Below are 24,042 nucleotides of genomic sequence, written 5' to 3' on the forward strand. Positions count from 1 at the left end.
TAGCGTTTTGCCAGTCTATTTAATAGCATAATTTTTCTATATTTAGAACAGGTATATAAATATAATATAAAAAAAGAAAATGCCAATAAACCAAATACCTCCCGACGGAGGCATGTTATATAAAGAAACAGACATGGCCCGGTTTTTCCCTGAGCCATTCAATGCAATAACTGCTCTGTTATTTTTAGCCATAGCTATTTTTTGGACCCTTAAAATGAAGGGTAATTTTAAAGAATATCCTTTTTTAACCTACTGCTTAATGTTGTTATATATTGGTGCCATAGGGGGAACTGTTTACCATGCATTCAGACAATGGCCGGTATTTATCATGATGGATTGGATGCCCATTATGCTGCTCTGTCTGTCTGCCGGATTTTATTTTGTAGCTCGGAGCACCAGATGGTACTATGCTGTTGTAATGGTTCTTGCATATATGATATTGATGTTGGGCTTGAGAAATTGGATTTTAATAGATAATACTTCTCTTTTTATCAACCTAAATTATGCAATCATGGCTTCATTTGTGCTTTTCTCGGTATTGCGTTATTTGATTTATACCCAATGGAAAGCCGGCAAATGGGTAGGCTTTGCTTTATTGTCGTTTGCACTCGCACTCACTTTCCGGATCATTGATAAACGGGAATGGCTGAGTTTCGGAACACACTTTTTATGGCATACGTTTGGGGCGGTAGCCACATTTTGCATGTTTAATTATATCTATCTTACGCGGAATGCCATTAGAAAAACATAAGTAGTTTTTGTTCTCTTTGAAACTCTAATTCATAGATAAAGTCTGTTTAAACTTAACCACAAAAGTCACAAAAGATTTTTAAACACTTAAGCTATTTAAGTTATATACTTTGTGAATAAGAAGTACACTAAAGTTTTTTGAAAATCAAAGATTTTCATCTTATGTGAACTTAATTGTGCGGTATTCCTTTAAACTTTCTAAAATGTACTAAAGTGTTTAAAAGATAAAAACTTTTGTAACTTTTGTGGTTTAATAAAAAAAACAACCAGTTTTTTGTGAAATTCACAGTCTGATTCTTTTACGTCTGAAAGAAAGATGATTTACTTATATTTGCCCAGCAAAGCAAATTCAAATGTTTAAAAAAGTAAGCACTGTATGTATTCTTGGCTTTTATACGGTTTTTTGTTCGGCCCAGCAGGTTCGGCCTTCAAAATCATCTGAAATTTACCGTGAACTTAAAACCCTTAAACAGCTGCCTAAAGTTTTATACCTTGCGGCTCATCCCGATGATGAAAATACAGGATTACTCTCCTGGTTAATCAACGACCAAAATGTAGAAACGGGCTATTTGTCTTTAACCAGAGGTGACGGTGGTCAGAATTTACTAGGCACAGAACAGGGTGCTGCATTGGGTTTAATCAGAACGCATGAGCTTTTAGAGGCCAGAAAGTTAGATGGCGCCCAACAGTTTTTTACGCGGGCGATTGATTTCGGGTTCTCTAAAAATACGACCGATACCTTTAAACAATGGGATGCAGACAGCATTACAGCGGATGTCGTTTGGGTCATCCGTCAATTCCGTCCGGATGTGATCATTTGTCGTTTTCCTCCTACTGCTGCGGCAGGACACGGACAACACGCGGCTTCGGCTGTGGTGGCGGAAAAAGCTTTTAAGCTGGCAGGCGATAAAACGGCTTTCCCGGATCAACTGAAATATGTCAATGTATGGCAGCCAAAACGCGTATTGTGGAATACGTTCCGCTTTGGTGGGGTCAATACGACCGCTGAAAACCAACTGAAAGTTACCGTTGGGCAATATGATGCACAATTGGGAATGGGTTATGGTGAATTGGCAGGATTAAGCAGAAGTTTACATAAAAGTCAGGGTGCGGGAACACAGTCTGTAGCCGGCATAAGAACTGAATATTTTGCCCACGTTACTGGCGAACCTGCAAAAACAACACTTTTTGACGGAGTAGTTAAAACCTGGACCGCAAAAGGAAACACCGATATAGACCAATCATTAGATCAAATTATTTCCGCTTTCAATTTCAATAATCCTGACCTCAGCTTACCAGCTTTGCTTGCTTTGCGAAAGAAGGTTATGGCGCTAAAAGATGCAGAACTAAAAAAGGATAAACTTAAATCCCTTGATCATATTATTTTAAGCTGTGCCGGATTTATGGGCGAGGCAGTTACCAATCAGGCTGAAGCTGTTGCCGGGGATCATTATAATTTCAGATTAAATTTAATTTCAAGAGCTGCAAATCCTGTCGTTTTAGACAATGTAAAATGGTTAGGTCAGTCAGAAAGCTTCAACAGAACACTGTCAAAAGACTCTTTAATTACCATTCAGCATGGCATTCAGATTCCTGCAGATGCAGCCCTTACAGAACCTTACTGGTTGGCAAAATCTCCCACGAACGCAGCCACTTTCTCTGTTCCGAATGATACTTTAGTCGGTTTGCCCGAGGCAGAATCACCACTGAATGTTTGGGTTGGTTTAAAAATCGGTTCCGAAAAGTTTCAGGTTAAACTTCCTTTATCTTTCAAGAAATTAGACCCGGTCCGTGGTGATGTGGTGGAAGCCTTGCGCATTGTGCCTGCATTGGAACTGAAATTTACACAACCGCTTTATGTGGTCAAAGAAAATGAAGATTTACATTTGAGTTTAAATATTAAGGTCAATTCCAGCAAAAAGTTCAGCAATGGTAAAGTAAACCTGATGTATAACGGAGAACGATTAGGCGGCGCTGATGTAAATTCGATCAATGGAAAAGATGTTATCGTCGATTATATTATTCCAAAAACAAAGCTTGCCGCAATACATTCATCCCGCTTACAATTGGATGCCAATTTTGTTGCAGATGGAGTCACTTATAATAAAAAACAGGTATTAATTCAGTACCCGCATTTACCCTCCTTGCAATATTTTACGCCTGCTACTGTAGCCGTAATGAAAGGTGATATTCAGGCGAAGGTTAAAAAAGTGGGGTACATAGAAGGTGCGGGTGATTTCATTCCTGAGTTCCTGCGTATTGCAGGTATTCAGGTAGATGTTTTGAAAGACGAAGATTTTTATGGCAAATTAGATGAAACCGGCGGAAACGGTAGTCAAAACAAGCTGTCACAATATGATGCCATCGTATTGGGGGTTCGTGCCAACAACACAGAGAAAAAGCTGGGCCGCTGGATGCCTTTTTTATGGTCTTATGTAAAAGCCGGAGGTAATCTGGTGATGCAGTATAACACCAACCAGGATACAACCGTTGACCAATTGGGAATGTACAATTTCAGTATTGCCAATAAGCGGGTTACCGAAGAAAATGCTGTAGTTACATTTTTAAATCCCAATCATAAATTACTGAACTTTCCGAACAAAATTACTGCGGATGATTTTAAAGGTTGGGTACAGGAACGTGGTGCCTATTTCCCTGCTCAATGGGATGCAGCGTATGAACCGCTTTTTGAAATGCACGATACAGATGAAGAGCCTCTGAAGGGATCAACTTTATCTGCTAAATACGGGAAGGGTAATTTTATTTATACACCGTTGGCCTTTTTCAGACAGCTGCCTGCGGGAAATGTTGGGGCCGCACGTTTATTTTTTAACTTTTTATCTGCACAGAAAAACTAATGAACAATCAACTTAAAAATTGGAATACTTGGTACATACTGTTAGCTGCTGCATTGGTATTGCAGATCGTATTTTATTATTTGTTTACTAAATTCTGGGCATGAGTACTATAGATTGGACAGTTCTTATTGTTACACTGGTTGCAGTGGTGGTTTACGGCGTATTCATCGGTCGTGGCCAAAAAAGCAACGAATCCTACCTGAAAGCAGATAATAAAATGCCCTGGTACATTGTGTTGATAGGGATTATGGCTACGCAGGCAAGTGCCATTACTTTTCTTTCAGCACCGGGACAGGCGTATACAGACGGCATGCGTTTCGTGCAGTATTACTTTGGTTTGCCTTTAGCGATGATTGTGATTTGTATCACGTTCATCCCGATTTTTCAGCGCTTAAATGTTTATACAGCCTATGAATATTTGGAAAACCGTTTTGATAAAAAAACAAGGGTACTCACTTCACTGCTTTTTCTTTTTTCAAGAGGCTTATCAACGGGAATCAGCATTTATGCTCCGAGTATCATTTTATCAAGCGTTTTAAACTGGAATATTTATTTAACCAATGTATTAACGGGTGGTATTCTTTTGATTTACACCTATGTTGGCGGTGCAAAAGCGATCGCTCACACCCAAAAATTGCAGTTTCTCATTATTCTGGGAACCATGGCTTTTGCTGGTTACCTGCTTATTCAGAATATGCCGAATGGAATTGGTTTTAAGGATGCGCTTTATCTGGCGGGAAAATCCGGAAAGCTCAATGTCATCACCACAGAATTCGACTGGAAGGATAAATACAACATTTGGAGCGGGCTGATCGGTGGTTTTTTTCTGGCTCTTTCTTACTTTGGGACGGATCAGAGTCAGGTTGGGAGGTATATTACTGCGAAAGACAATACCAATGCAAAAATGGGCTTGCTGTTGAATGGGCTGGTTAAAATTCCGATGCAGTTTGCCATTCTTCTAATCGGTGCTTTGCTTTTCGCCTTCTTTTCTCTAAAACCGGCTCCGATTTATTTTAACGAACGTTCATATCAACATTTAAAGGAAACACAACCTGAACAGGCTGCGGTTTTTGAAAAAGAACATCAGGATTTACAGATAAAGTTTAATGCAGAATCGAAAGAAATTCTAAAGTTGAAAGAAGCTCATTCTCCTCAACTTAATAAAACGGTTCAGGATTTTAAAAATACACAAACTCAGGTAAAAGCACTGCACGGAAGGGTAGAAGAAGCGATCAATAATTCAAACTATAATGCGGAGAAAACGGATACCAATTACATTTTCCTGTATTTCGTAAAAAATACCTTGCCTGTAGGGATGATCGGTTTACTGTTTGCCGTCATATTTTTGGCCAGCTGGGGTTCAATTTCCGCAGCACTGAATTCCCTTGCCGCCTGCTCATTAAAAGATGTTCATTTGATATTTAAAAAAGAAATTCCTGATGATGCCACCGAATTGAAGTACAGTCGCCTTCACACTTTAGCCTGGGGTATCTTCTCAATCGGCGTCGCTATGTTTGCGACTCAAATGGGTTCCCTTATTGAAGCGGTGAATGTATTGGGTTCTCTTTTCTACGGCCCGATATTGGGGATTTTTCTGGTCGCCTTTTACTATAAAAAAATTACCGGTCCGATTGTATTTATTGCTGCCATTTTATCAGAAATTGCGGTTATTGCCGTTTATAAATTCGATATAATTTCTTTCCTTTGGCTTAATGTCATTGGGGCAGCGGCCGTTATTATATTTTCAGCAATCGGGTTATTGTTTTATAAGCCGAAAGCAGTAAATTCGTAAACAAACAACAACAAACAAAAATATTATGAAAACAATGATCAAATCTGTTACCGTACTTTTTGCTGCAGTGACCATGTCAGTAAATGCCTTTGCACAGGACACTAAAAAACCTGCCAGCCCTCCGGCTACTGCTACAGGAAAAATTAAAGATGCAACCATTACCATAGCCTACAGCAGTCCTTCTGTAAAAGGACGTGAAATCTGGGGTGGTTTAGAAGCTTATGATAAAGTTTGGCGTGCGGGTGCCAATGAGGCCACTACTTTCGAAACGGATAAAAACATTACCGTTCAGGGTAAACCGCTGCCTGCAGGTAAATACAGTTTTTTCTTAATCCCTAAAAAAACCGGAACCTGGACTGCGATTTTTAACAAAGAGCCAAAACAGTGGGGCGCTTATAAATACGAAGAATCTAAAGATGCTTTACGTGTTGATGTAAAAACAAAAGCTTTACCAGCAACACAGGAAACGTTAGTGTATAAAATAAACAGTAATGGATTCACGATGGATTGGGATAAAATCTCAGTTCCCGTAGAGATCAAATAAATTTGAATATAAGACATTAAAATCCCGGTTAACCCGGGATTTTTTGTTTGCAATTTTGATATTGTAAAGATGACTATTGAGGTAATTTCAGACTGTTTATTTTAAACAGACTAAGCATTTTACGCTTAAAATATTAACCTGTTATTTTCAATGACTGAATATATCCTTCAGATAATTGAAAATGATATTTCAAAACAATAGGACTGCCTGGAAAATTTCCTGAAGCTTCCGCAGATAAGATGTTGTCATTTTCATTATAGTGTAATGGTTTCATAGTGGCCTGGTATTCTTTGTTAGCTTTGTCAATCCAGTTTTCAATTTCAGTTTTTCCGTTATGGTTTTTGCCTTCATCGTATACTTCTGCATTTTCGGTAAAACAATTTGCATAGGCTGAACTGTTAAATTCATTTTGCGCTTTTATCATTTCTGAGATAATGTTTGGTAAATTCATTGTATTGTATTTTAAGATTATTAAATGGTTGGCACAGTGCCGCCATCGATGACAAATTCAGTTCCGGTTAAATAATTAGCTCTCGGTGAAACAAGAAACCCTACTAATTCAGCGACTTCTTGCGGTTCGGCAGGTCTGCCATAAGGTATTCCTCCAAGCGCATCCATAACACTTTTTTGAGCATCCTCCACAGTAGTATTTGAACCTTTGGCGATCCTTTCCAAAAAAGCACCTGTTGCCGTTGTTTTTATCCATCCCGGCGAAACAGTCAGCACCCGAATACCTTTTGGTGTAACTTCATTAGATAAACTTTTGCTGTAATTGATTAGTCCTGCTTTTGCCGCTGCATACGGTAAAGTAGAGTCGTACAAAGGCAATTTGCCCTGAATCGAAGCGATGTGAATAATGACACCTGTTTTTCGCGCTATCATTTGGGGTAAAAATCCTCTGTCCAGTCGAACAGGAGCAAGCAGATTAGCCCTTAAGGTTGATTCCCAGTCTTCATCAGATAATACGGTAAAGCCGCCTGCGGGTGTTGATGAAGAGCCAAGATTGTTTATAAGAATATCCAGCCTCCCGTAATGAGACAGCACTTCGCTGATTACTTTCTGAGCTCCTTCTGCCTCACTTAAATCAGCTGAAATAAAATGAAGGTTGCTGTTTTCTTTTTCAGGTGCGTTTCTTGCGGTGATAATAACCGTTGCGCCAGCTTGTAACAGCCTTTCAGCAATTGCTTTTCCGGTTCCTTTTGTACCTCCGGTTACCAGGGCAATTTTACCTTGAAGTTCATTGCTGTAATTAAATTGATTTTCCATTGTTTAATTCTTTGATACAAATTTCCGAAGTATCACTCTTTCAGGCAATAACGGAAAACCGAATTGCATAGGGATAATTTTTTCCCCTATTGTACAATTTGGTACATTGGACTAAATTTGTTTATGCATGAGAGAAAAATACCTTTGAATTTAAACTGCGGTCTCGACCTTATCGGTGAAGTCCTTTACGGAAAATGGAAAATCCGTCTGTTATGGTTTATCAATGAAGGACATCTGCGTCCCAGTGAACTGCAGCGTAAAATTCCGGATGCTTCAAGACGGGTTTTAAATATCCAGTTGAAAGAACTTGAAGAGCACGAGCTTGTGACAAAGAAAATTTACCCGGTAGTTCCGCCAAAAGTTGAATATTCTCTCACAGATTTTGGGAAGACCTTAATTCCGGTAATTTCTGTATTGGGGTACTGGGGTGATGAGAATGAAGACAGGCTGAGAAGGGTAATTTTAAACAGAATGGGGGAGAATAATTGAGATGAGTATTCCGGAATTGTTAGTATCCGATTCCATATTTGTTTTGTATTTACATGTTAAATGGGACCAACTAATTTTAGAAATATAACTAATTTGCAGGTATATAATCTACTGAATTGATGAGTCTGATTTTTAGAAAAAAAAAGGCACCACTTGTCATAAAGTGGCGCCGTATGATTCAGATTAGTAACGATTTATGATTGAATCAATTAAAGCTTATCTTGTGGTATAACCGCCGTTGGCAAAAATAGTCTGTCCGGTAATCCACCAACCATCAGAAATCAGAAACTCAATAAGAGGAGCGATGTCTTTAATATCGGTAAGTCCGCCTAAGGCTGATGCAGACTTATGATAGGCTACCGCATCCTCACTTTCCTGCCCATAGAAGAATGGCGTATCCATTGGGCCCGGAGCAACGGCTGTTACAGAAATGCCACGCTCTCCAAACTCTTTAGACGCTGCTCTTGTAAAATGCTCAACAGGCGCTTTCATCCCTTCATAAGTAGAATACAATCCGGTGTACGCTGCAAGTAAAGATGTCACTACAGTACAGATTTTTCCATTATCATTCAGTTTTTTACCTGCTTCCTGAATAAAGAAATAGGCTACTTTTGAATTGATATCGCTCATGCTGTCATATTCTGCTTCTGTGGTCTCTACAAAAGGCTTCTTTAGTACCATTCCGACTGTATTGATGGCCATATCTATTCCTCCGAATTTTGAAATGGTTTCATCAAAAAAGCGGGTGATATTTTCTATTTTGGTTAAATCCCCCTGAAAGCTGAATGCTTCAGCTCCCAATGCTTTTACTTCTTCCAATGTTTTTTCGGCATCTGGTTTTGTAGTATCGCTATTGTAATGAATAGCCAATTTTGCCCCTTTTGCAGCAAAGTTTCTGCTTAGAAGTCCTCCTAGATTTTTTGCACCTCCGGCAATTAATACAACCTTGTTTTGTAAATCATTTTTTTGCATAATGAATGTTTTTTTATTGATATTGTGTTTATGATTCAAAAGCAGCTTCTGATTCCGGAAGCTGCTATGATGTGTGATATTGAATGGTTTATTTCTTTATGAGTTTGAAGCTTTGAGCTTCGTTATTGGCATGTATAAAATAAATACCTGCCGGCAGATCGGAAATATTGATGGTTAATTGACGATCAAGATTGGAGATCAATTTTACTAATAAGCCATTTGAATTGTAGATTTTGACTTGCTGTAGGTTTCCAGAATATTTTATATGCACAATATCTTTAGCGGGGTTAGGGTAGATGCTGATTGTACTTTCTTTAGTATCTGTTTCATTGGTATTCAGAACTGCAGAACAAAAAACCTGGGTAGGAACTCTGCTATCTGCTGATACACCATCGCCATTACCTAGCTGATATAGGTTATCTGCTCCCCAAGACCGTAATGAAGTATCCTCCTTAACGGCTCCAAAATGATACCCTCCAACACGAAGTGCTAAAGTTTTCCAGTTTGTATCTGTACCTATCTGCTGTGGGGCTAAATTGTTTGTACTTCCCGCAGTTCCCCCGGTAATACCATTATGATTAATACCAAATGCATATAATGTCTTATCACTCTTCATAATAGCCGAAGCATCCCAGGAAGTAGCAATCTGACTGTAATCTGAAGAAGCCTCTATGGCCTGTGGACTCCGGAAATATTGAGCACCCGCTCCAACGATACCTAATCTTCCATCATGACTAGCTCCCCAGCCAAAAAGCTTTCCTGTAGTTTTAAGTCCTAAAACATGATAAACTCCACAAGAAACATCTTTCCAGTTTGTATCTGTTCCTATTTGTACAAAAACATCAGATTCTCCACCTGTAGCACCGGTACCGGTCTGTCCCTCTATGTTGGTTCCGCAAGACCAAAGTGTTCCGTCGGTTTTGATCCCGAATGAATTATAATATCCTGCTGATGTTTTTTCCCAATTTGTAGCGAGAGAAGATTCTTGCTGCCAGGTGTTGTACCAACCAAGACTGGTTCCCATACCAAGACCGCCCCAATCATTGTACCCTGTACCCCACATTGTACCATCCGTTTTTACAATCATTGAATGATGATAACCTGCTGAAAAGGACTTTACATTTTGGGCAATCATTATGGGAGAATATTGAGCCGTATTGTTTCCGTTTCCTAAATTACCGAATTGATTGTCTCCCCATCCGTATAGGTTATTGTTGGATTTTTTTGCCAAAACAAACCAGCGGCCCACAGAGATGTCCGTCCAGTCATTATCTGTTCCTATCTGGGTAGGATGCTGGACAATGGTCACTGCTCCGGAGCCATTTCCCAGAATACTATTGACATTTTGTCCCCACATCCAAAGTGTTCCATCCTCTTTTAAGGCTACACTGAAAGTTTCTCCCTGTGAAAACTTTTTCCACCCGGTTAAAGAGCATTGAGCATTCATACCACTGAAGCTGATTAATAATGTCATAATGCAGAGCATTATTGTTGTTCGTCTGTTTTTAAATGATGTCATGTGTACCATAGTTTTAATTTTTTTATTAGTGAATTTGAAAAGTTATAGGATCAGAATAGTTTTAAGGTTTCCAGAAAGACCATACTTTACCATTGTATACCGCAAGTTGTTTTTTTGTGGTATCATATACCATCATTCCTGGTGCCGGATTGATGATATTGAGGTGCGGGCTGTTTACCTTGGGAAGAATCATTGCTTTATTAGCATCTGTTAAAACCAGGATTCCGCCTGTGGTATCAGTTGCGCCATTGTCTCCAATTGCTGTTTTTGCTTTTGATTGCTCTGTTTTATCCAATCCCTGTATAGAAAGATCTGCAGTTCCTATTGTGGCCGCAGTACCATCATCCTCACTAAGGTTAGCCCATAACCCTGAAGCTTTCAGGTATTTTACTTTGTGATCTGTTGTATCGTAGATCGTAGTTCCTTCTACCGTAATATTGCCTTTATCTGTTACGTAGGGAAGGATTAATCCTCTGTTTTCAGTATTCGCAAATTCTAAAGAAACAGATGCATTGGTACTATTCTGTTTCCCGATTGCAACTTGAGCTTTTGTTGTGGCAGCAGCCAGCATCAATAGAGATGATAATGCTGTTTTTATATTGTTTTTAATCATTTTGTTACATTTTGTGTTCATGAAATAGATTCGTTGAGTCAGTGAAATTATCTTTGATTTTATTTTCAGGTATTTCTTAATAGTTAGTAAGCCGACAATAGCTCTGATTATCTACTGCCGGCTGCTAACTTTAATTAAGCTGTATTAATCCGGGCAGGTTTGTGTAGTGATACAGTGCCAGGCCATAGAAGTGTCACCTTCTTTTAAGGTATACATCTTCATACATTTGTTGGTTGAATCATAGAGCATCATACCTTCTACAAAGTTGGCAGGGTTGATGCCTACAGGATTACCAGCGCTGAAAGCAACTCTATTAGGAACGAAGCCTTTGGTTTTTGCTTCCAATGCTATCCAGCCTCCTTTTCTGATCATCGGCCAGTTATCTTGTTGCACTCCGGCTCTGCTAAGGGAAGTGATACCGACTTTGGTGTCTAAAGCTGTACCGGCTGTAATCCCTGGTTTATAACAGAATGGTGCGACGCAAGCATTGATAGTGGCATCTTGAGCGCTTCCTAAAGCCTGTCCGGTTCCTGCAATGGTAGGTATCCCTAAAGTTGTAGCGGTACTACCCACTGTGTTACCGAGGTTTTGGATGACAGGTCCTGCTGTTCCTGTATAACCAGGTCCTGTATTTCCGCCTGGTAAAGAGGAGTTGACAAGGTGAGTGGTATTAAAACCTCCTGTTCCTTCTCTGGCATCAGGACAGCCATCACCATCACTGTCAAGATCCAGATAGTCTGGTATTTTATCCCCATCTGTATCTCTTTTGGTACACATATTAGCGATATGATATTCCGGTGTGGTACCGTTGGAACCTGTAAAAGTAGCTTCTACTTTGCTTATCTGTATTCCCGGAACTGAGATTTCGACATAATTGAGATTGGAAATCGCATCACTATTACGGGTTGTAGCTATTTTAACGCCATAGGCTGCATCTGTTGTAAAGGTTGTGCTGCCGGCTACAACTTCTGCTTTTACTGTAGCATAGGGTAAAAGATTGGAAATTCTGTTACCGGCCTGATCGTATAAATTAATATTTACCTTTTCAAGACCATCTAAATCGGCCACCCAAAATTTAAAATTATCTACCGGCAGATCGAATTCATAAGTTATTTTATTATTATTGACCCTTGGATCTACACCGCTCATGTTAAACTGAGCGACAGGAGAAGCCCAACGTTGAGCAACAGCTGTTGATGATAATTTAAAATCAAAACCTTTAATACCATTAAAATTGGTAAAGTTGTAATTCATGATATGATCCGTGGTTAATACAGATGCCGGGATGGATGCTTTGTCACATACATACCCTTCATTGGTGTTCAAAATACCATCATTATCACTGTCCAGATCACACATGTCAGCAATGCCATCACCATCGGAATCTGGTCCATAGCAAGGGTCCATCGCAAAAGTGACGAATTTTCCTTCTGCTACATTTTGGTTGTATACCCATTTTGCAGCAGCGTTAGATGTAGGATTAACTACGGTAACGTTAGTCGTGAAAGCTGCATCATCTGCTATCAGCATGACCATCATACCCGAAGTCGTATTAAATGTACCACTGTTATACGATGTAAGATCTGCTTCGAAGAATAGTGCACCTGCATCTGCTTTTTTCTCCTGTGCCATCCATATTCTCTGAATTCTCTTATAAGTATGTGTTCCTACTGTGAGATCTACCGGGGTAGCAGTTGTGTTCGCATTATCACCCAAAAGGAAATATGTTTTGTCATTTACAAAGCCGGTACGTGCTGCATCCTGATTTGGATTTACAAAATCGTTGGTAGTAGCAAGGGTAAGTATCGTTCCTGGATTTACACTTTTTGATACTTTCTGCTCAAACGCTTCAATATCATCTCTTGATACGCCAAAAATATTATTGTTAAAAATGGTATTGGCGGCTCCGTTCCATACTATGCTTCCGTCAGTATCCAGGTAATGGTCTGTATTGACACGGCCTAAGGTTATCCCATACTTTATCGCTAAGTATGAATCCACTCTTCTGCGTTCTGCAGCTGTTAAGTTACCTGCTCCGTAAATAATAGTTTCACCGAGATTACCAATAAAACCTCCGTTGTCACTTCCGCTGCCTGTCCAACGGGTATCTCCAAATACATGACCTCCTAAACCTAAACCTACTGCTGTATAATTGGCGGTAGTTGCATTAGCTGCACCATTAAGCCCTCTTGCCAATGCCGTATTGGTAAAGGTATTGTACATAATACTCGGAATGGTAGCAGAATAAATTAAGCCAGAGTTAACCATTTGTGTTCCACCGCCTACAACTCTTCTTTCTATGACATTGGTAGTAGGATACATTCCCATGTAGTCCCAATTGCTAATAGTGGTATTGATATTATCCATTCCTACACTCAGGAAGTGAGGGTTCGGGCTACCTGGTGCGGTCATCCCTTCTTTGGTAACCGTAAATACATCATTACTTGTGTTCGTAAATGTTTGTGTAGCTATATTACCTAATGTCTGATTGATAGCTGTAAAATTAATTCCCGGGTTGAAGTTGAAGTAATTTGATGTACCTGCAGCATATTTAGGAAGTGCATTGGTCACTCTTTGAGAAACTGTTGTCCCGTTCCACATATCCGTCCACCCCGTTACATCTGTTGTTGCTCCGGTATTTACAGCATTTTTATCGGCTCTGTACCAGTAAGAAAGATTGGTAGCAACGCCTCCGGGAGCATTTCCGAAACCGGCAAACGTGAAGAATTGCCCGTTGGCTAATGTTGCAGTAGTTGTGTTATATACTACGCCATTGATGGTAACTTCCGTTATCATGGGTGTAAAAGTATCCGTTCCATCAAAAACGGCATCCGGAGATTGTACCAAATATAGATTTTTCACCCCTTTAGGCCATGCCAGTGTTACAGTTCCTACACTATTTGTATTCTGTACTTTCCAGATGGATTCAAAGCGGTAGTTGGTTGTTCCGTTAGAACCTGCTATATAAGTAAGTGGAGTAGTCAGGCTCTGTTTCAGACCGTTATCACCGGTTAAAAGGAATTGCCCCTCTGTAAGATTGTTGAGGTTGGCAGCATTGGAATCCAATAAAGATGTTCCGTTACCAATAACTAGCTTCTGGCTTGTTGCTGTACTGGCTGCCTGTTTCTGGTGTAATGCGGAGGAATTGTCTCTCGCCAGACCAAATATATTATTGTTGTAACCCGTATTATTGTTTATGCTCCATACAATGCTGCTGCTCGCAGTAAGGTAATCTTCTGTAGCAGTAACCCCGTTCTTAATAGCAAGATAGGAATTCACCCTGGATTGCTCATCGGCCGTTAAGACACGATTATACCATACAATTTCCATAAGATCACCCGGGAAAGCACCGTTAACGTCCCATGTAGCATAACCTAATCTTAGATTTGCACCATAGATCTGGAACTTATTAGCTGCAGCAAAACCTGAAAAAGTCTGATAAGAACCATTGAGTCCCAATCTTTTTTCTCCTCCGGCGATAGTGGAAGTTCCTCCGTTTGCAGTGGTATTATTGGCTAATGATGAAAATACATTAGACTGTCCAATATTGAACGGTGCAGAGAAATCCGATGATGTGGTTGTATTAAAAAACTCATATTGTCTAGGATTTCCGGCTGCTGTAATGGAAACTCCGGGTTCTGCAGCATAGACAGCATCATTATCTATCCCTATGATACGTCCGGCTGAGGAATCAGTAGGTCTCACTGCCGAGAAAATAGAAGTATTAGTATTGGCTAATTCTACATTGCCCAACGGATTCATTGCTGAATTATTATTATGGAAATACTTTGCAGAAGTATATCCCGTGGTATATGGATAGAAATTATGACTTCTGTCCGCTGCCGATAAAGTGACCCCTCCCACGTTCGGGATATTGTCTTCATTTATAGAATTATCCTTCCATGCTGTGGCAATTACTCCGGCATCGTCTGATTTTACCCAGAAATCGGCACCCATAACTCCTCCGGGTGCTTGTGCAAAACCGGCAAAGGTGAAGAATTGTCCATTGGTTAAAGTTACATTCGTTGTGTTATATGCTACACCATTAATAGTAACTTCCGTTACCATAGGAGTAAAGGTATCTGTACCGTCAAAGACAGCATCAGGTGACTGTACTAAGTATAGATTGCTTACGCTTTTAGGCCATGCAACCGTAACTGTTCCTACAGTATTGGTATTCTGTACTTTCCAGATGGATTCAAAACGGTAGTTGGTTACGCCGTTGGAGCCTGCTGTATAAGAAAGTGGAGTCGTTAGCATTTGTTTCAGACCATTGTCACCTGTTAAAAGAAATTGTCCTTCCGTAAGAATGTTTGCATTGGCAGCATTAGTATTGGCCAGTGAGCTTCCAGCCCCTATGATCAATTTTTGATTAAGATTTTCGCTTCGTGATTGTTTTTGATATAAAGTAGAAAGATTATCTTTTCCGATCCCTATCATATTATTCTGATAAGCTACGGTGTTGTTCCAGATAATATTATTTGTAGAATTTACATAATCTCCTGTAAGAGTTGTTCCCCATTTAACAGAAAGATAAGAATCTACACGTGCTTTTTCTGATGCCGTAAGAGGTGTTGCAAATACAACAATCTCATTGATCTGCCCGTCATGACTTCCCCAATTGGTATCACGTCCTATTCTGAAAACACGGTTTGTTGCATTATCCGTTGTATTGACGTTAATATCCGTATTATTATAAACAGATTCGTTGCCATCTAACCATGCTTTAGCAAGTGAGTATGCTGCTGTAGCTCCTGCTGCATTCAGCCATGAAGAACCTGCTACGAAAGGCTTTTTAGCGGCAAACAAATTGGTGGATAATGTCGTGTAGCCACTTCCTGCTGTGTAAAATAACAGTTTGTCTGTAGTTGCATTATTAGAAATATGCAGACCCGGATAATCCATGGACTGATCAAAACCTGCTAATCCTGCAGCACCAAGGGTATTCATTTTACCGGCAATATAGATACTTCCCTGTGCACGGTTGATAATAGCGTTTCCTGTACCAGGATCTGCGGCCATAAAGCCTCCTTGTCCTGTTGTATGCCCTGCTGAGATAAAAGTCACAGTAGGGTTGAAGTTAGCCAATGTACTCTGGTTGGAGAAGACCGGTTTCTGCGCAGCTGTAGCCTGAACAAGATTGAAACCGGTACCCATCTGATCATTCCACTGCTGAATCGCAGAATTGTCTGCTGCTGCAATTGTACCGGGATCAGAATACACAGCGGCATCTGCTTTATACCATACGGCAGCATTTACACCTCCAGGTGAAAGTGCAGTAACATTAACTGAAGCGTCACTGGTGCTCACACAGGTACCCGTAGTAACTGTCCAGCGAAAAGTATAAGTTCCTGCATTATTAAGTCCTGTAACACCCGTATTGTAGGCTGCTGGTGTTACAATGACAGGATTGGCTGCTCCGGCTGGCTTTGATACCAAAGTCCAGGCTCCTGTAGAGGTTATCCCTGGATTGTTTCCATTAAGAGTCGTCTGAGAAGATCCCACTAATGTTTGGGCAGATCCTGCATTAGCACCTATCTGTTGGGATACGAATATCGAAAATGTATCTTCCAAAGATGTCCCCGAACAGGCATATTCTAAGCTAATAAATCTTGGATCTACACCACCCGCATCTGGAACTGCTTTTATTTTGAAAACATATTCCCCTTCTTTATTTAAGTTACTAATAGTTGTAGAAGTATTGGTAAATTTCCTAAGGTTTGTTGATTCGTAAACAGGATCAGCTGCACCTGAAGGCTTAGAGATCAGTGTCAAATCATATCTGCCACTAAAATTCTGGAAATAACTAGGATTTGAAGCACTTTCCTGATAAACAGAAGGGAGTGCTACGGTAGCAGACGTAGTACCAGAACCGGAATAACATATAGTCATGTCATTTACGTCAACATTAGGACGAGACCCATCAGATATATGAACATAATAATTTTGAGATATGTTGCAAGCTCCTGATGTAGTGCTTATAGAAAATCGGTAAGTCCCTGCTCTCCAACCGCCTGCTGGAGGTGTTAATGTAGCACTTCTGTTCAGTGTTCCTGCTCCGTTTTCCACTATTCCCGGAGCGCCACCAGATGGAATTGTACCACTTATTGTTACTTTTGTAATGATCGTTGGTAAGTTGGCGGGATCAATCTTAAAATAAAAAGATATAGGGGAATTAGAACCAACCATATTACAGTAGATTGCGCCTCCACTACTACCGGAGGAATATGCTTGCATCTGACTGGGGTATGCAGAGTCTAAAAAGCTTACCTGATTAGGTGAGGTACCATTATAGGTGTAAGTAATTTGAGGGGTGGTATAGGTGCCGTTAGAATTGGAAATGGTTATAGTGAATACATAGGTTCCTATTGCATTTACGCCATTGAAATATAGGTTAGTTCCTGTTATTTCTTTAAAGGAAATATTTCCGCCAATAGGCTGGCTTATCGGATTAACAGATACTGTTGTACCAAAAGATGGGTTACCGGAAACATTAGGATAACTAGTTGCAAATACAGGGGAGTTGTTAGCTAAACCTATATAACGATCATTATTTGTTGAAGAATAACAATTACTGTATGTTGCATTAAGTATAAGATTCTGGTTGGGAACAAATCTAACAATAGCATCATCTTCATACCAACAACTGGGATTATTAATGGAAGTAATTCTTAACACTGCACGATAAGCAGGATCTGTATCATGATTTGCTTTTTTTATAAGAGTGAGTGTCGGATTTGCCGTATTGGTATTAGACATGGTAGCATTAGTCGTAGTAGTGTCATTGTAACGTTCTTTATCGAGAATGTTATAATATGTCCACGAAGCGGTATATCCTGCAGGTATAGTAGCATTAAGTGCAGCTACTCCTGAGCTTGCAGGTATACCAGTAATATCCGGCCCTGCCGTAAAGCCTGTAGTGGCTCCCGGTGCCGTAATGGTTACCTGTGAATTTACTGTCCCGGACGGACTGCAGTTCTGTGAAACCTGAAATACATAATTTCCGGGATAGGTCATTCCTGTAACAGCGGGTGTTAAAGAATTAATATTACTGATCACCGGATCAGGTGCGCCTGAGGGTTTGGATACGAGTGTCCAGACAGGGTTTCCGCTCGTATTGGCGGAGCTGCCCTGCAGGGTGTAGGATGTGCCGCATATCGTAGCATTTCCTCCCGCATTTACGCTGCACTGTGCGTAAAGTATCATATTGCCCCAAAAGAGCAATAGGATAAAAAGTAATTTTTGGTTTTTCATTATTTGAATTAGCTTTTGATTTATATGAAATGATACCATCCCATGATGGAGTCATTATAAAATTTCCAATAACATTTAATATTGTATTGGGAATATGCCTGTTAAAAAAGGAAATAGCATATCCTATTTGCGTCGGAATGGTCCGGCAAAATGTACTGAGACTTCACTTTTCTATTTAAAAAACAGTAAACAGAGCTTGAGATGATCTCAATTAAATGTAATTATATGGACGGTATATGTCCGGTGGAGGTCTTTGGAATTTTTTGGAAAAATAGTGACGTAAGGATATGTGACTTTTATAAAAATTGATAAGAAATATATCCAGTAAAATGATGATGATAAGGATCGTTTTCAGATCATCTGTACCGATACATTTAAAGTTAAATGGCCCTGCTCCAAAAGCATAAACGATCTTGCTGCCGGAACTGTATAAAGATGAATTCGAATTAGTTGAACTGCTAAATCCATAAGTGGTTTTTGACTTTTGATTTAGGTCAGAAAGTTTTGGGTTTGTTTTTTTCAATACCCTCTTTTTTACTGTGGCAGGTCTTTTAGTAGTGTTGATCCGGTTTTTATTCTTTTTTACATCCGTACGAGAAAGATGTAAGTAATTCATACCCGAAACAGTTGTTCCCTTTGAAATAAATAGTATTGTTGAATGATCGTTGGTATCTGGCTCTGCATAAACCTCTTTGGATTTAACAATGGCCTGTATAGGATGACAATTAACAAATAGCAAAAACCAAAAGAAAAATCCTTCCCATTTTACATGAGCAGGGAAGGCTGATTTCATCGTTATAGTTTTTAGAATCTGCATAATATACTCTCTTCTGGTTAAATAGAGCCTAAAGTGCTTTAATTAAAGATGTGTAACATTGTCACTGTTAAGTGAATTGAGCAAAACATTGATAGGCTAAATTCGGAATTGTGCATATGTTTTACTGTATTTAATATGTTGTTTTTCAGTCTTTTGTGTTTTTTTTGTTCTATTTGAACATTCTTCGCCACTTGGTCATGGTATTTCTACTCAGTCCGAAATGTGCGGCCACTTGCATATTATTCATTTTATTATTTTTTTGATAATCAAGGATATGCAGAATATCTGTTTTGTTGTAGGAGCGCAGTTTTTGATTGATTGTTTTGATGTCCTAATCTTTAGCTCCAAAGATTCTTTTATTTAATTCAATAATATCCACAGCAAAAAGTATTTTCTTTTTCAACAGCTTTTCACATTCCAATTTTTTATGGGGAAATTTCTGATCAATGATATCCGAATAGATCCGTTTGTAATTAGGTTGACTTTGATTTCTCATGGTATTATTTAAATTCTATATAGAGTTTTCAGGTTTTGTTTTTAATTTTCGATTGCGAGCTCCTCGTGATTATGTTTTGCAATCCATTTGCATAAAGTCGAATAGGGAATTCCATAGTCACTGGTAATCTGACGTTTGGTTTTCGCTCCTGTTTCTATGAGCTCCAGGATGAAGTCTATCATTTCCCGGGTATAAATGTTCTTTCTGAAATGAGGGAGCTTTGATGAGGTTTGTTCTTTGAAAGAAGCCGAAGGTGGGGCATATAATATCAGGTGTTGGGAATATAGCCTGAAGAAATCATATTCCAGAAGTTTGCTCCACCTCAGTAAGATATCAGTTGGGAGGTTTTCCTGCACATACATGTCGTGAATTTCATTTTCTGAACATTTCATGAAGTTGCATATCCGGGGTAAGTCAATGTTATTTTCTTTAACCCGTAATTGTATAAATGTTCCAATATGAATAGTTCTAAAATTTGAATTCATAACCTGTATCTGTTTTTAAAAAGTAAGTGGAAAGGGACCGGCCAATGTCTTGATGTATCATTGGGTGGTTCATTGTGTTGTTTTAAGGCTTGTTTAGTATTTGATACAATATTATAATTATGTCAGAGCCTGTACAAACCTCATGCAGGAAGAATTCAGAAAGTTTCATGTGCTTTTTTATGATTTTACAAATTTGATATATTGTAAATCAGTGTGTTATGTTTATTTGGTGTTTGTGCGGATTTAAAATAATACCAAATAGATACTTGTGTTTTTGAGAACTATATAGGGTTAAATTTGCAGGATTTATAATTGAAAAATAACATTATCGATGATAAAGATTCTACTTTCATCTCTATATTGTCTGCTCATCAGCTTTAGTCTCAACGGGCAATCCAAAATGATTCTGAATAAAGAATATATTGATACCCAATTAGAGGAGCTAAGATGTAATACAAAAATCTCTGATGCAGAAAAAGAGAAAGCTTTATTCAGTTTGAAAATCAGTATCTGAAAAGATGGGATATCAATGAGATATTCTAAAAAGCGGACGCGGTATCATAGAAATATATGGAAAGCAGAATAAAAATAAAGAAGCTCTCGAATTGTTTCAAAAGGCCTTTGACTTTACTAAGGAAAATATTAAATATTCAAAATAATTGAAGTTGTCGCAATTTGACTTTAGTTTACTTCGAATGTCTTTAAACTTTGCACGAAACAGAGAAATATCAAATATGCTATTACAATAGCATAAATTTTTATTTTGAGGCTCGCTCCAAATAACTATCGCTGCTTTTATTTTCTTTGACGGAATTTCATCGGAACCAGCAAAGATAAAAGGGCACTATAGGTCTATATCACCTTATACTTAATAAAAGATTTTACGCTATAAAAAAATAGCGTCAACTGTCTTCAGTTGGCGCTATTTGGCTATTGGTAAACTTAGCAGGACGCTATCCAAACTCCTTTTTTACTGATATAGAAAGTATCGTAGAGTTATGTACTTGAAAATAAGTAGTATATAAATATTGTCTTTACGTATAAACTTAAAAAGATGCTCTTCAAACACATTTCCGGATGATTTTGTCTTATAAGTCAGTTTGATTTGCTGGAATAATTGTTTTATATCTTGACGATTGATAAAATATCGGTTGGTGCTCAAAATATCAGATGAGAAAAGAGTTGGAATATTGTGATTCACTTTCTCCTATATAATTATATGATCTGAACTAATTAGTAAAGTTATTTGAACTAAAAAGGATGGTTCGTTTTTTACAGAATACATAAATTTGTATACTGTAAATCAGAACATATGGCTACCTTTATAGAACTCATGCTTATTAGGTAACTTACCATTTAGCCATAAAATAATCAAAGCAGATATTTAAAAAGTAAGGAAATGAAAAAAATGATAAAGTTCCCGACTTCTCTGATAGGTCTTGATACACCTCAGAATACCTTAGAACTTGATGGTTGTACTTTAATTGAGCAATGTATACATAGTACAGAAGTTAGAGGTACTATGTATCTCGAACAGCATTTACTTCTTATTGTCCTTGAGGGAACGGTTGTTCTTACCTATGGAAAGTAGGAATATACAGTGGGCAAAAATGATATGATTTTGCTAAAGAAAGCTACTGCAGTAAAGTATCATAAATTTGGAAATACTGAAAATGACGATATTTATGACAGTTTGATGTTTAGCATTAAAGATGATCTCCTAAAGTCATTTTTGTCAACATCAGAAATCAGGGTGTCAAAACCTGAAGGAGAGATCAAAACAAAACCATATCCAATGAATGAATGTTTGGTTGCATTTGCCCATTCCATGAAGCCCTATTTTTTTGATCATTCTGTGGTTCATCCAGGGCAGCTTCGCTTAAAGATTATGGAGTTATTATACGATGTTGCGGAATGTAACCGGAATATGTTTTTACAAATCCTACAATTACATGAGCCTATACGAACCGATATCCGTAACGTGGTGGAACAGCATTATGCTTCACCGGTTTCTGTTTCTGAACTGGCTTATCTTTCAGGCAGAAGCTTGTCAAGTTTTAAGAGAGATTTTCAGAATATCTACAATGTTGCGCCCGCAACCTGGATCAGAGAAAAGAGATTAGAGAAGGCAAAAGAAATGCTGGAAACAACATCTTTGTCGGTTTCAGACATTTGTTACTCACTAGGATTTGAAAATGTCTCTCATTTTTCAAGAATATATAAAGAATTTCATGGGCAGACACCGAGTATATCGCGGTAACAGATCATTTTAAAATTAAATGTATGAAAGTATTAGTCATTGGAGCAAATGGTAGAGTCGGATCTCTTTTAGTTACTAAACTAGCTGCTAAGTATCAGGTTTTAGCGGGCTCAAGAAATCCAAATTCAGCAAATAACGCATATAATATTGAGCGGGTTTATATTGATTTGCTCAGCGATGTTGATACGCTTGCAGAAAGTATGAGCGGTGCTGATGCGGTTTATTTTGTTTCTGGATCGCGTGGGAAAAATCTTTTGCAGATAGATTTACATGGAGCAATTAAAACCATGCAAGCCGCAGAAAAAGCCGGAGTTAAACGTTATATTATGCTGAGCTCAGTTTTTGCATTGCAACCCGAACGCTGGAATGAATCTTTTCTAAGTGATTTAGCAGATTATAATATTGCTAAGCACTATGCTGATCTTTATCTTACTACTCAAACCAAACTCAATTATACTATTTTACAGCCCGGAGCGCTTAAAGAAGAACGCGGAACTGGAAAAATAGAGGCCAATGTTACCAGCCCGGGAACAAATTCTATTGCTAATGTTGTTGATACCCTTGTCGCAGTATTGGAAAATAATTCAACAATTGGTAAGGTTATTTTGATGCATGATGGAAATACACCGATTGATGAAGCACTTAATCAACTTGGATAAAAAGGCTGTATTCAATGAACTGAATATATGGGCTTCCTATCTTACTTAATCTTCACTTTCCCATTAATTTTTTTGAATCTTATTAATGGAGAGACTTCAACATTATATTTCTCAATTTTTCATTGCTAAAAAGGACTAATTAGTCAAAATCTTTGAACTGATTAGAAAAGCCATCACATTTTCGTCATCGTACCTTTGTTATAGAAAAAGAGCTTAATTATTCTGTCAGACAAGACAGTAATTTAAGCTGTAAAATTGTAACATTCAGGTAAACAAGACGATTTATGAAAAACATTCAGGAACAAAAAAATATGAATTCTGGTTCCGCAAATTCTAATCCTGACGGGTTAAGACAAAACATTGGAAAAATATCGAAGAAGATATTTTCTTCAGTTCCAACGGTAGCAATTATCTCAGCCTTGACAGTTGGAGGATTATTAATTTCATGTCAAGATAAAAACAATCAAAATAATAAAACAGAAGTTATGCAAAACAATCAAGAACAAAAAGAAGCGATCCTGAAACCAATAGATTTATATGTTGAAGCAGGAAGAAAAGGCGATGGCAATATTGCTAAACCGGCATTCGCATCAACTGCAACCATGTCATGGTCTGAAGCCGGAGCATTGAAAAGTGTGCCAATACAGGCACTTTTTGACGGATTTTCCGCAGCAGAGCCAATGGAAGCAAATTACAAACTGACAACTTTAGATGCAGAGGGAGATGTAGCAATCGTGAGAATCGAATCTCAGTTTGGACCCAACAGATATGCCGATATGTTTACATTGGTAAAAGACGGCAACGATTGGAAAATTATCAGTAAAATTTATCAAACCATAAAATAATGTCAGCAAATAAAAATATCAACACCGTTCAGGATTATGAAGATGTCTTGGCGGCAATGGAAGGCTATGTTCACGGATTAAAAACAGGAAACGTAGTAGAATTAAAAAAGACCTTTCACAAGGATGCGATCATGTATGGTCATTTAGGGAGTGATCTGTCGCAAGGAAGTATAGATAATCTCTACACCTATGTGGAGAAATTTGGCGCGGCACCCAACATCAAAACCAATCTTACTGTTTTACATAAAACACCCACCACAGCAGTTGTTCGTATCGAAATGGAACACGATGCTGCCGATGAAGATTTTACAGATTTCCATTCATTGATCAAAATTGATGGAGCTTGGAAAGTTGTTGCAAAACTTTTTCATCTCTACGATAAATAATTAAAAATCATTCTGTAAAAGTTTTTACTGGGAGCAT

The 24,042-nt window shown here is 38.5% G+C and carries 18 protein-coding genes; 9 read left to right on the forward strand and 9 right to left on the reverse strand.

All coding sequences use genetic code 11. The features are described from left to right. Window positions 1–79 precede the first annotated feature (79 nt). The 4 genes from BUA72_RS06805 to BUA72_RS06820 all read left to right on the forward strand — a co-directional run bounded on the left by BUA72_RS06805 (window position 80) and on the right by BUA72_RS06820 (window position 5,944). Window positions 80–751, forward strand: a complete 672-nt coding sequence (locus tag BUA72_RS06805; RefSeq protein WP_072922298.1) for a hypothetical protein — start codon at window positions 80–82, stop codon at window positions 749–751. Window positions 752–1,103: 352 nt separating this feature from the next. After that, a complete protein-coding gene (locus BUA72_RS06810) occupies window positions 1,104–3,608 on the forward strand; it encodes a PIG-L family deacetylase (RefSeq protein WP_072922299.1) in 2,505 nt (834 codons plus the stop codon). Window positions 3,609–3,708: 100 nt separating this feature from the next. Next, the gene (locus BUA72_RS06815) at window positions 3,709–5,400 is read left to right on the forward strand and encodes a sodium:solute symporter family protein (protein ID WP_072922300.1); all 1,692 of its coding nucleotides are present in this window, start codon (window positions 3,709–3,711) and stop codon (window positions 5,398–5,400) included. 25 nt (window positions 5,401–5,425) lie between these two features. Next, window positions 5,426–5,944, forward strand: a complete 519-nt coding sequence (locus BUA72_RS06820) for a DUF2911 domain-containing protein (RefSeq protein ID WP_072922301.1) — start codon at window positions 5,426–5,428, stop codon at window positions 5,942–5,944. A gap of 133 nt (window positions 5,945–6,077) precedes the next feature. Here the strand turns inward: BUA72_RS06820 and BUA72_RS06825 are convergent, their stop codons facing one another. Both BUA72_RS06825 and BUA72_RS06830 read right to left on the reverse strand, forming a co-directional pair. Then, window positions 6,078–6,395 carry a hypothetical protein gene (locus BUA72_RS06825; RefSeq protein WP_072922302.1) on the reverse strand — a complete coding sequence of 106 codons (318 nt, stop codon included), beginning with the start codon at window positions 6,393–6,395 and terminating at the stop codon, window positions 6,078–6,080. 20 nt (window positions 6,396–6,415) lie between these two features. Beyond that, window positions 6,416–7,210, reverse strand: a complete 795-nt coding sequence (locus BUA72_RS06830; protein WP_072922303.1) for an SDR family oxidoreductase — start codon at window positions 7,208–7,210, stop codon at window positions 6,416–6,418. Window positions 7,211–7,354: 144 nt separating this feature from the next. Between BUA72_RS06830 and BUA72_RS06835 the strand changes: the two genes are divergently transcribed. Next, complete coding sequence (locus BUA72_RS06835; RefSeq protein WP_228407843.1) at window positions 7,355–7,699, forward strand: winged helix-turn-helix transcriptional regulator; 345 nt, start codon at window positions 7,355–7,357, stop codon at window positions 7,697–7,699. A 216-nt stretch (window positions 7,700–7,915) separates the two neighbouring features. Here the strand turns inward: BUA72_RS06835 and BUA72_RS06840 are convergent, their stop codons facing one another. The 7 genes from BUA72_RS06840 to BUA72_RS06870 form a co-directional block, all read right to left on the reverse strand. Then, on the reverse strand, window positions 7,916–8,671 hold the full coding sequence (locus tag BUA72_RS06840; RefSeq protein WP_072922304.1) for an SDR family oxidoreductase: 756 nt from the start codon (window positions 8,669–8,671) through the stop codon (window positions 7,916–7,918). A gap of 88 nt (window positions 8,672–8,759) precedes the next feature. After that, window positions 8,760–10,145, reverse strand: coding sequence for a T9SS type A sorting domain-containing protein (locus BUA72_RS06845; RefSeq protein ID WP_072922305.1), 1,386 nt, complete (start codon window positions 10,143–10,145; stop codon window positions 8,760–8,762). Window positions 10,146–10,251: 106 nt separating this feature from the next. Beyond that, window positions 10,252–10,803, reverse strand: a complete 552-nt coding sequence (locus BUA72_RS06850) for a hypothetical protein (protein WP_072922512.1) — start codon at window positions 10,801–10,803, stop codon at window positions 10,252–10,254. 144 nt (window positions 10,804–10,947) lie between these two features. Beyond that, on the reverse strand, window positions 10,948–18,057 hold the full coding sequence (locus BUA72_RS06855; RefSeq protein ID WP_139259561.1) for a DUF8202 domain-containing protein: 7,110 nt from the start codon (window positions 18,055–18,057) through the stop codon (window positions 10,948–10,950). 211 nt (window positions 18,058–18,268) lie between these two features. Continuing rightward, the gene (locus tag BUA72_RS06860) at window positions 18,269–18,850 is read right to left on the reverse strand and encodes a hypothetical protein (RefSeq protein WP_139259563.1); all 582 of its coding nucleotides are present in this window, start codon (window positions 18,848–18,850) and stop codon (window positions 18,269–18,271) included. Between the two features lie 355 nt (window positions 18,851–19,205). Further along, a complete protein-coding gene (locus tag BUA72_RS24600) occupies window positions 19,206–19,370 on the reverse strand; it encodes a hypothetical protein (RefSeq protein WP_228407844.1) in 165 nt (54 codons plus the stop codon). Window positions 19,371–19,411: 41 nt separating this feature from the next. Beyond that, window positions 19,412–19,762 carry a hypothetical protein gene (locus tag BUA72_RS06870; protein WP_317043234.1) on the reverse strand — a complete coding sequence of 117 codons (351 nt, stop codon included), beginning with the start codon at window positions 19,760–19,762 and terminating at the stop codon, window positions 19,412–19,414. Window positions 19,763–21,455: 1,693 nt separating this feature from the next. On the opposite strand from BUA72_RS06870, the gene BUA72_RS06875 reads away from it, so the two are divergent. From BUA72_RS06875 to BUA72_RS06890, 4 genes are all read left to right on the forward strand, one after another. Beyond that, on the forward strand, window positions 21,456–22,115 hold the full coding sequence (locus BUA72_RS06875) for a helix-turn-helix domain-containing protein (protein ID WP_083544130.1): 660 nt from the start codon (window positions 21,456–21,458) through the stop codon (window positions 22,113–22,115). Between the two features lie 23 nt (window positions 22,116–22,138). Next, complete coding sequence (locus BUA72_RS06880) at window positions 22,139–22,774, forward strand: SDR family oxidoreductase (RefSeq protein ID WP_072922309.1); 636 nt, start codon at window positions 22,139–22,141, stop codon at window positions 22,772–22,774. Between the two features lie 284 nt (window positions 22,775–23,058). Then, entirely contained in the window at window positions 23,059–23,619 is a 561-nt protein-coding gene (locus BUA72_RS06885; protein WP_072922310.1) for a nuclear transport factor 2 family protein, read from the forward strand. Continuing rightward, on the forward strand, window positions 23,619–24,005 hold the full coding sequence (locus tag BUA72_RS06890) for a nuclear transport factor 2 family protein (protein ID WP_072922311.1): 387 nt from the start codon (window positions 23,619–23,621) through the stop codon (window positions 24,003–24,005). The genes BUA72_RS06885 and BUA72_RS06890 overlap by 1 nt, the downstream gene beginning before the upstream one ends. Window positions 24,006–24,042: the final 37 nt, after the last annotated feature.

It is taken from the genome of Chryseobacterium sp. OV279, from assembly GCF_900128945.1.
GTDB lineage: Bacteria > Bacteroidota > Bacteroidia > Flavobacteriales > Weeksellaceae > Chryseobacterium.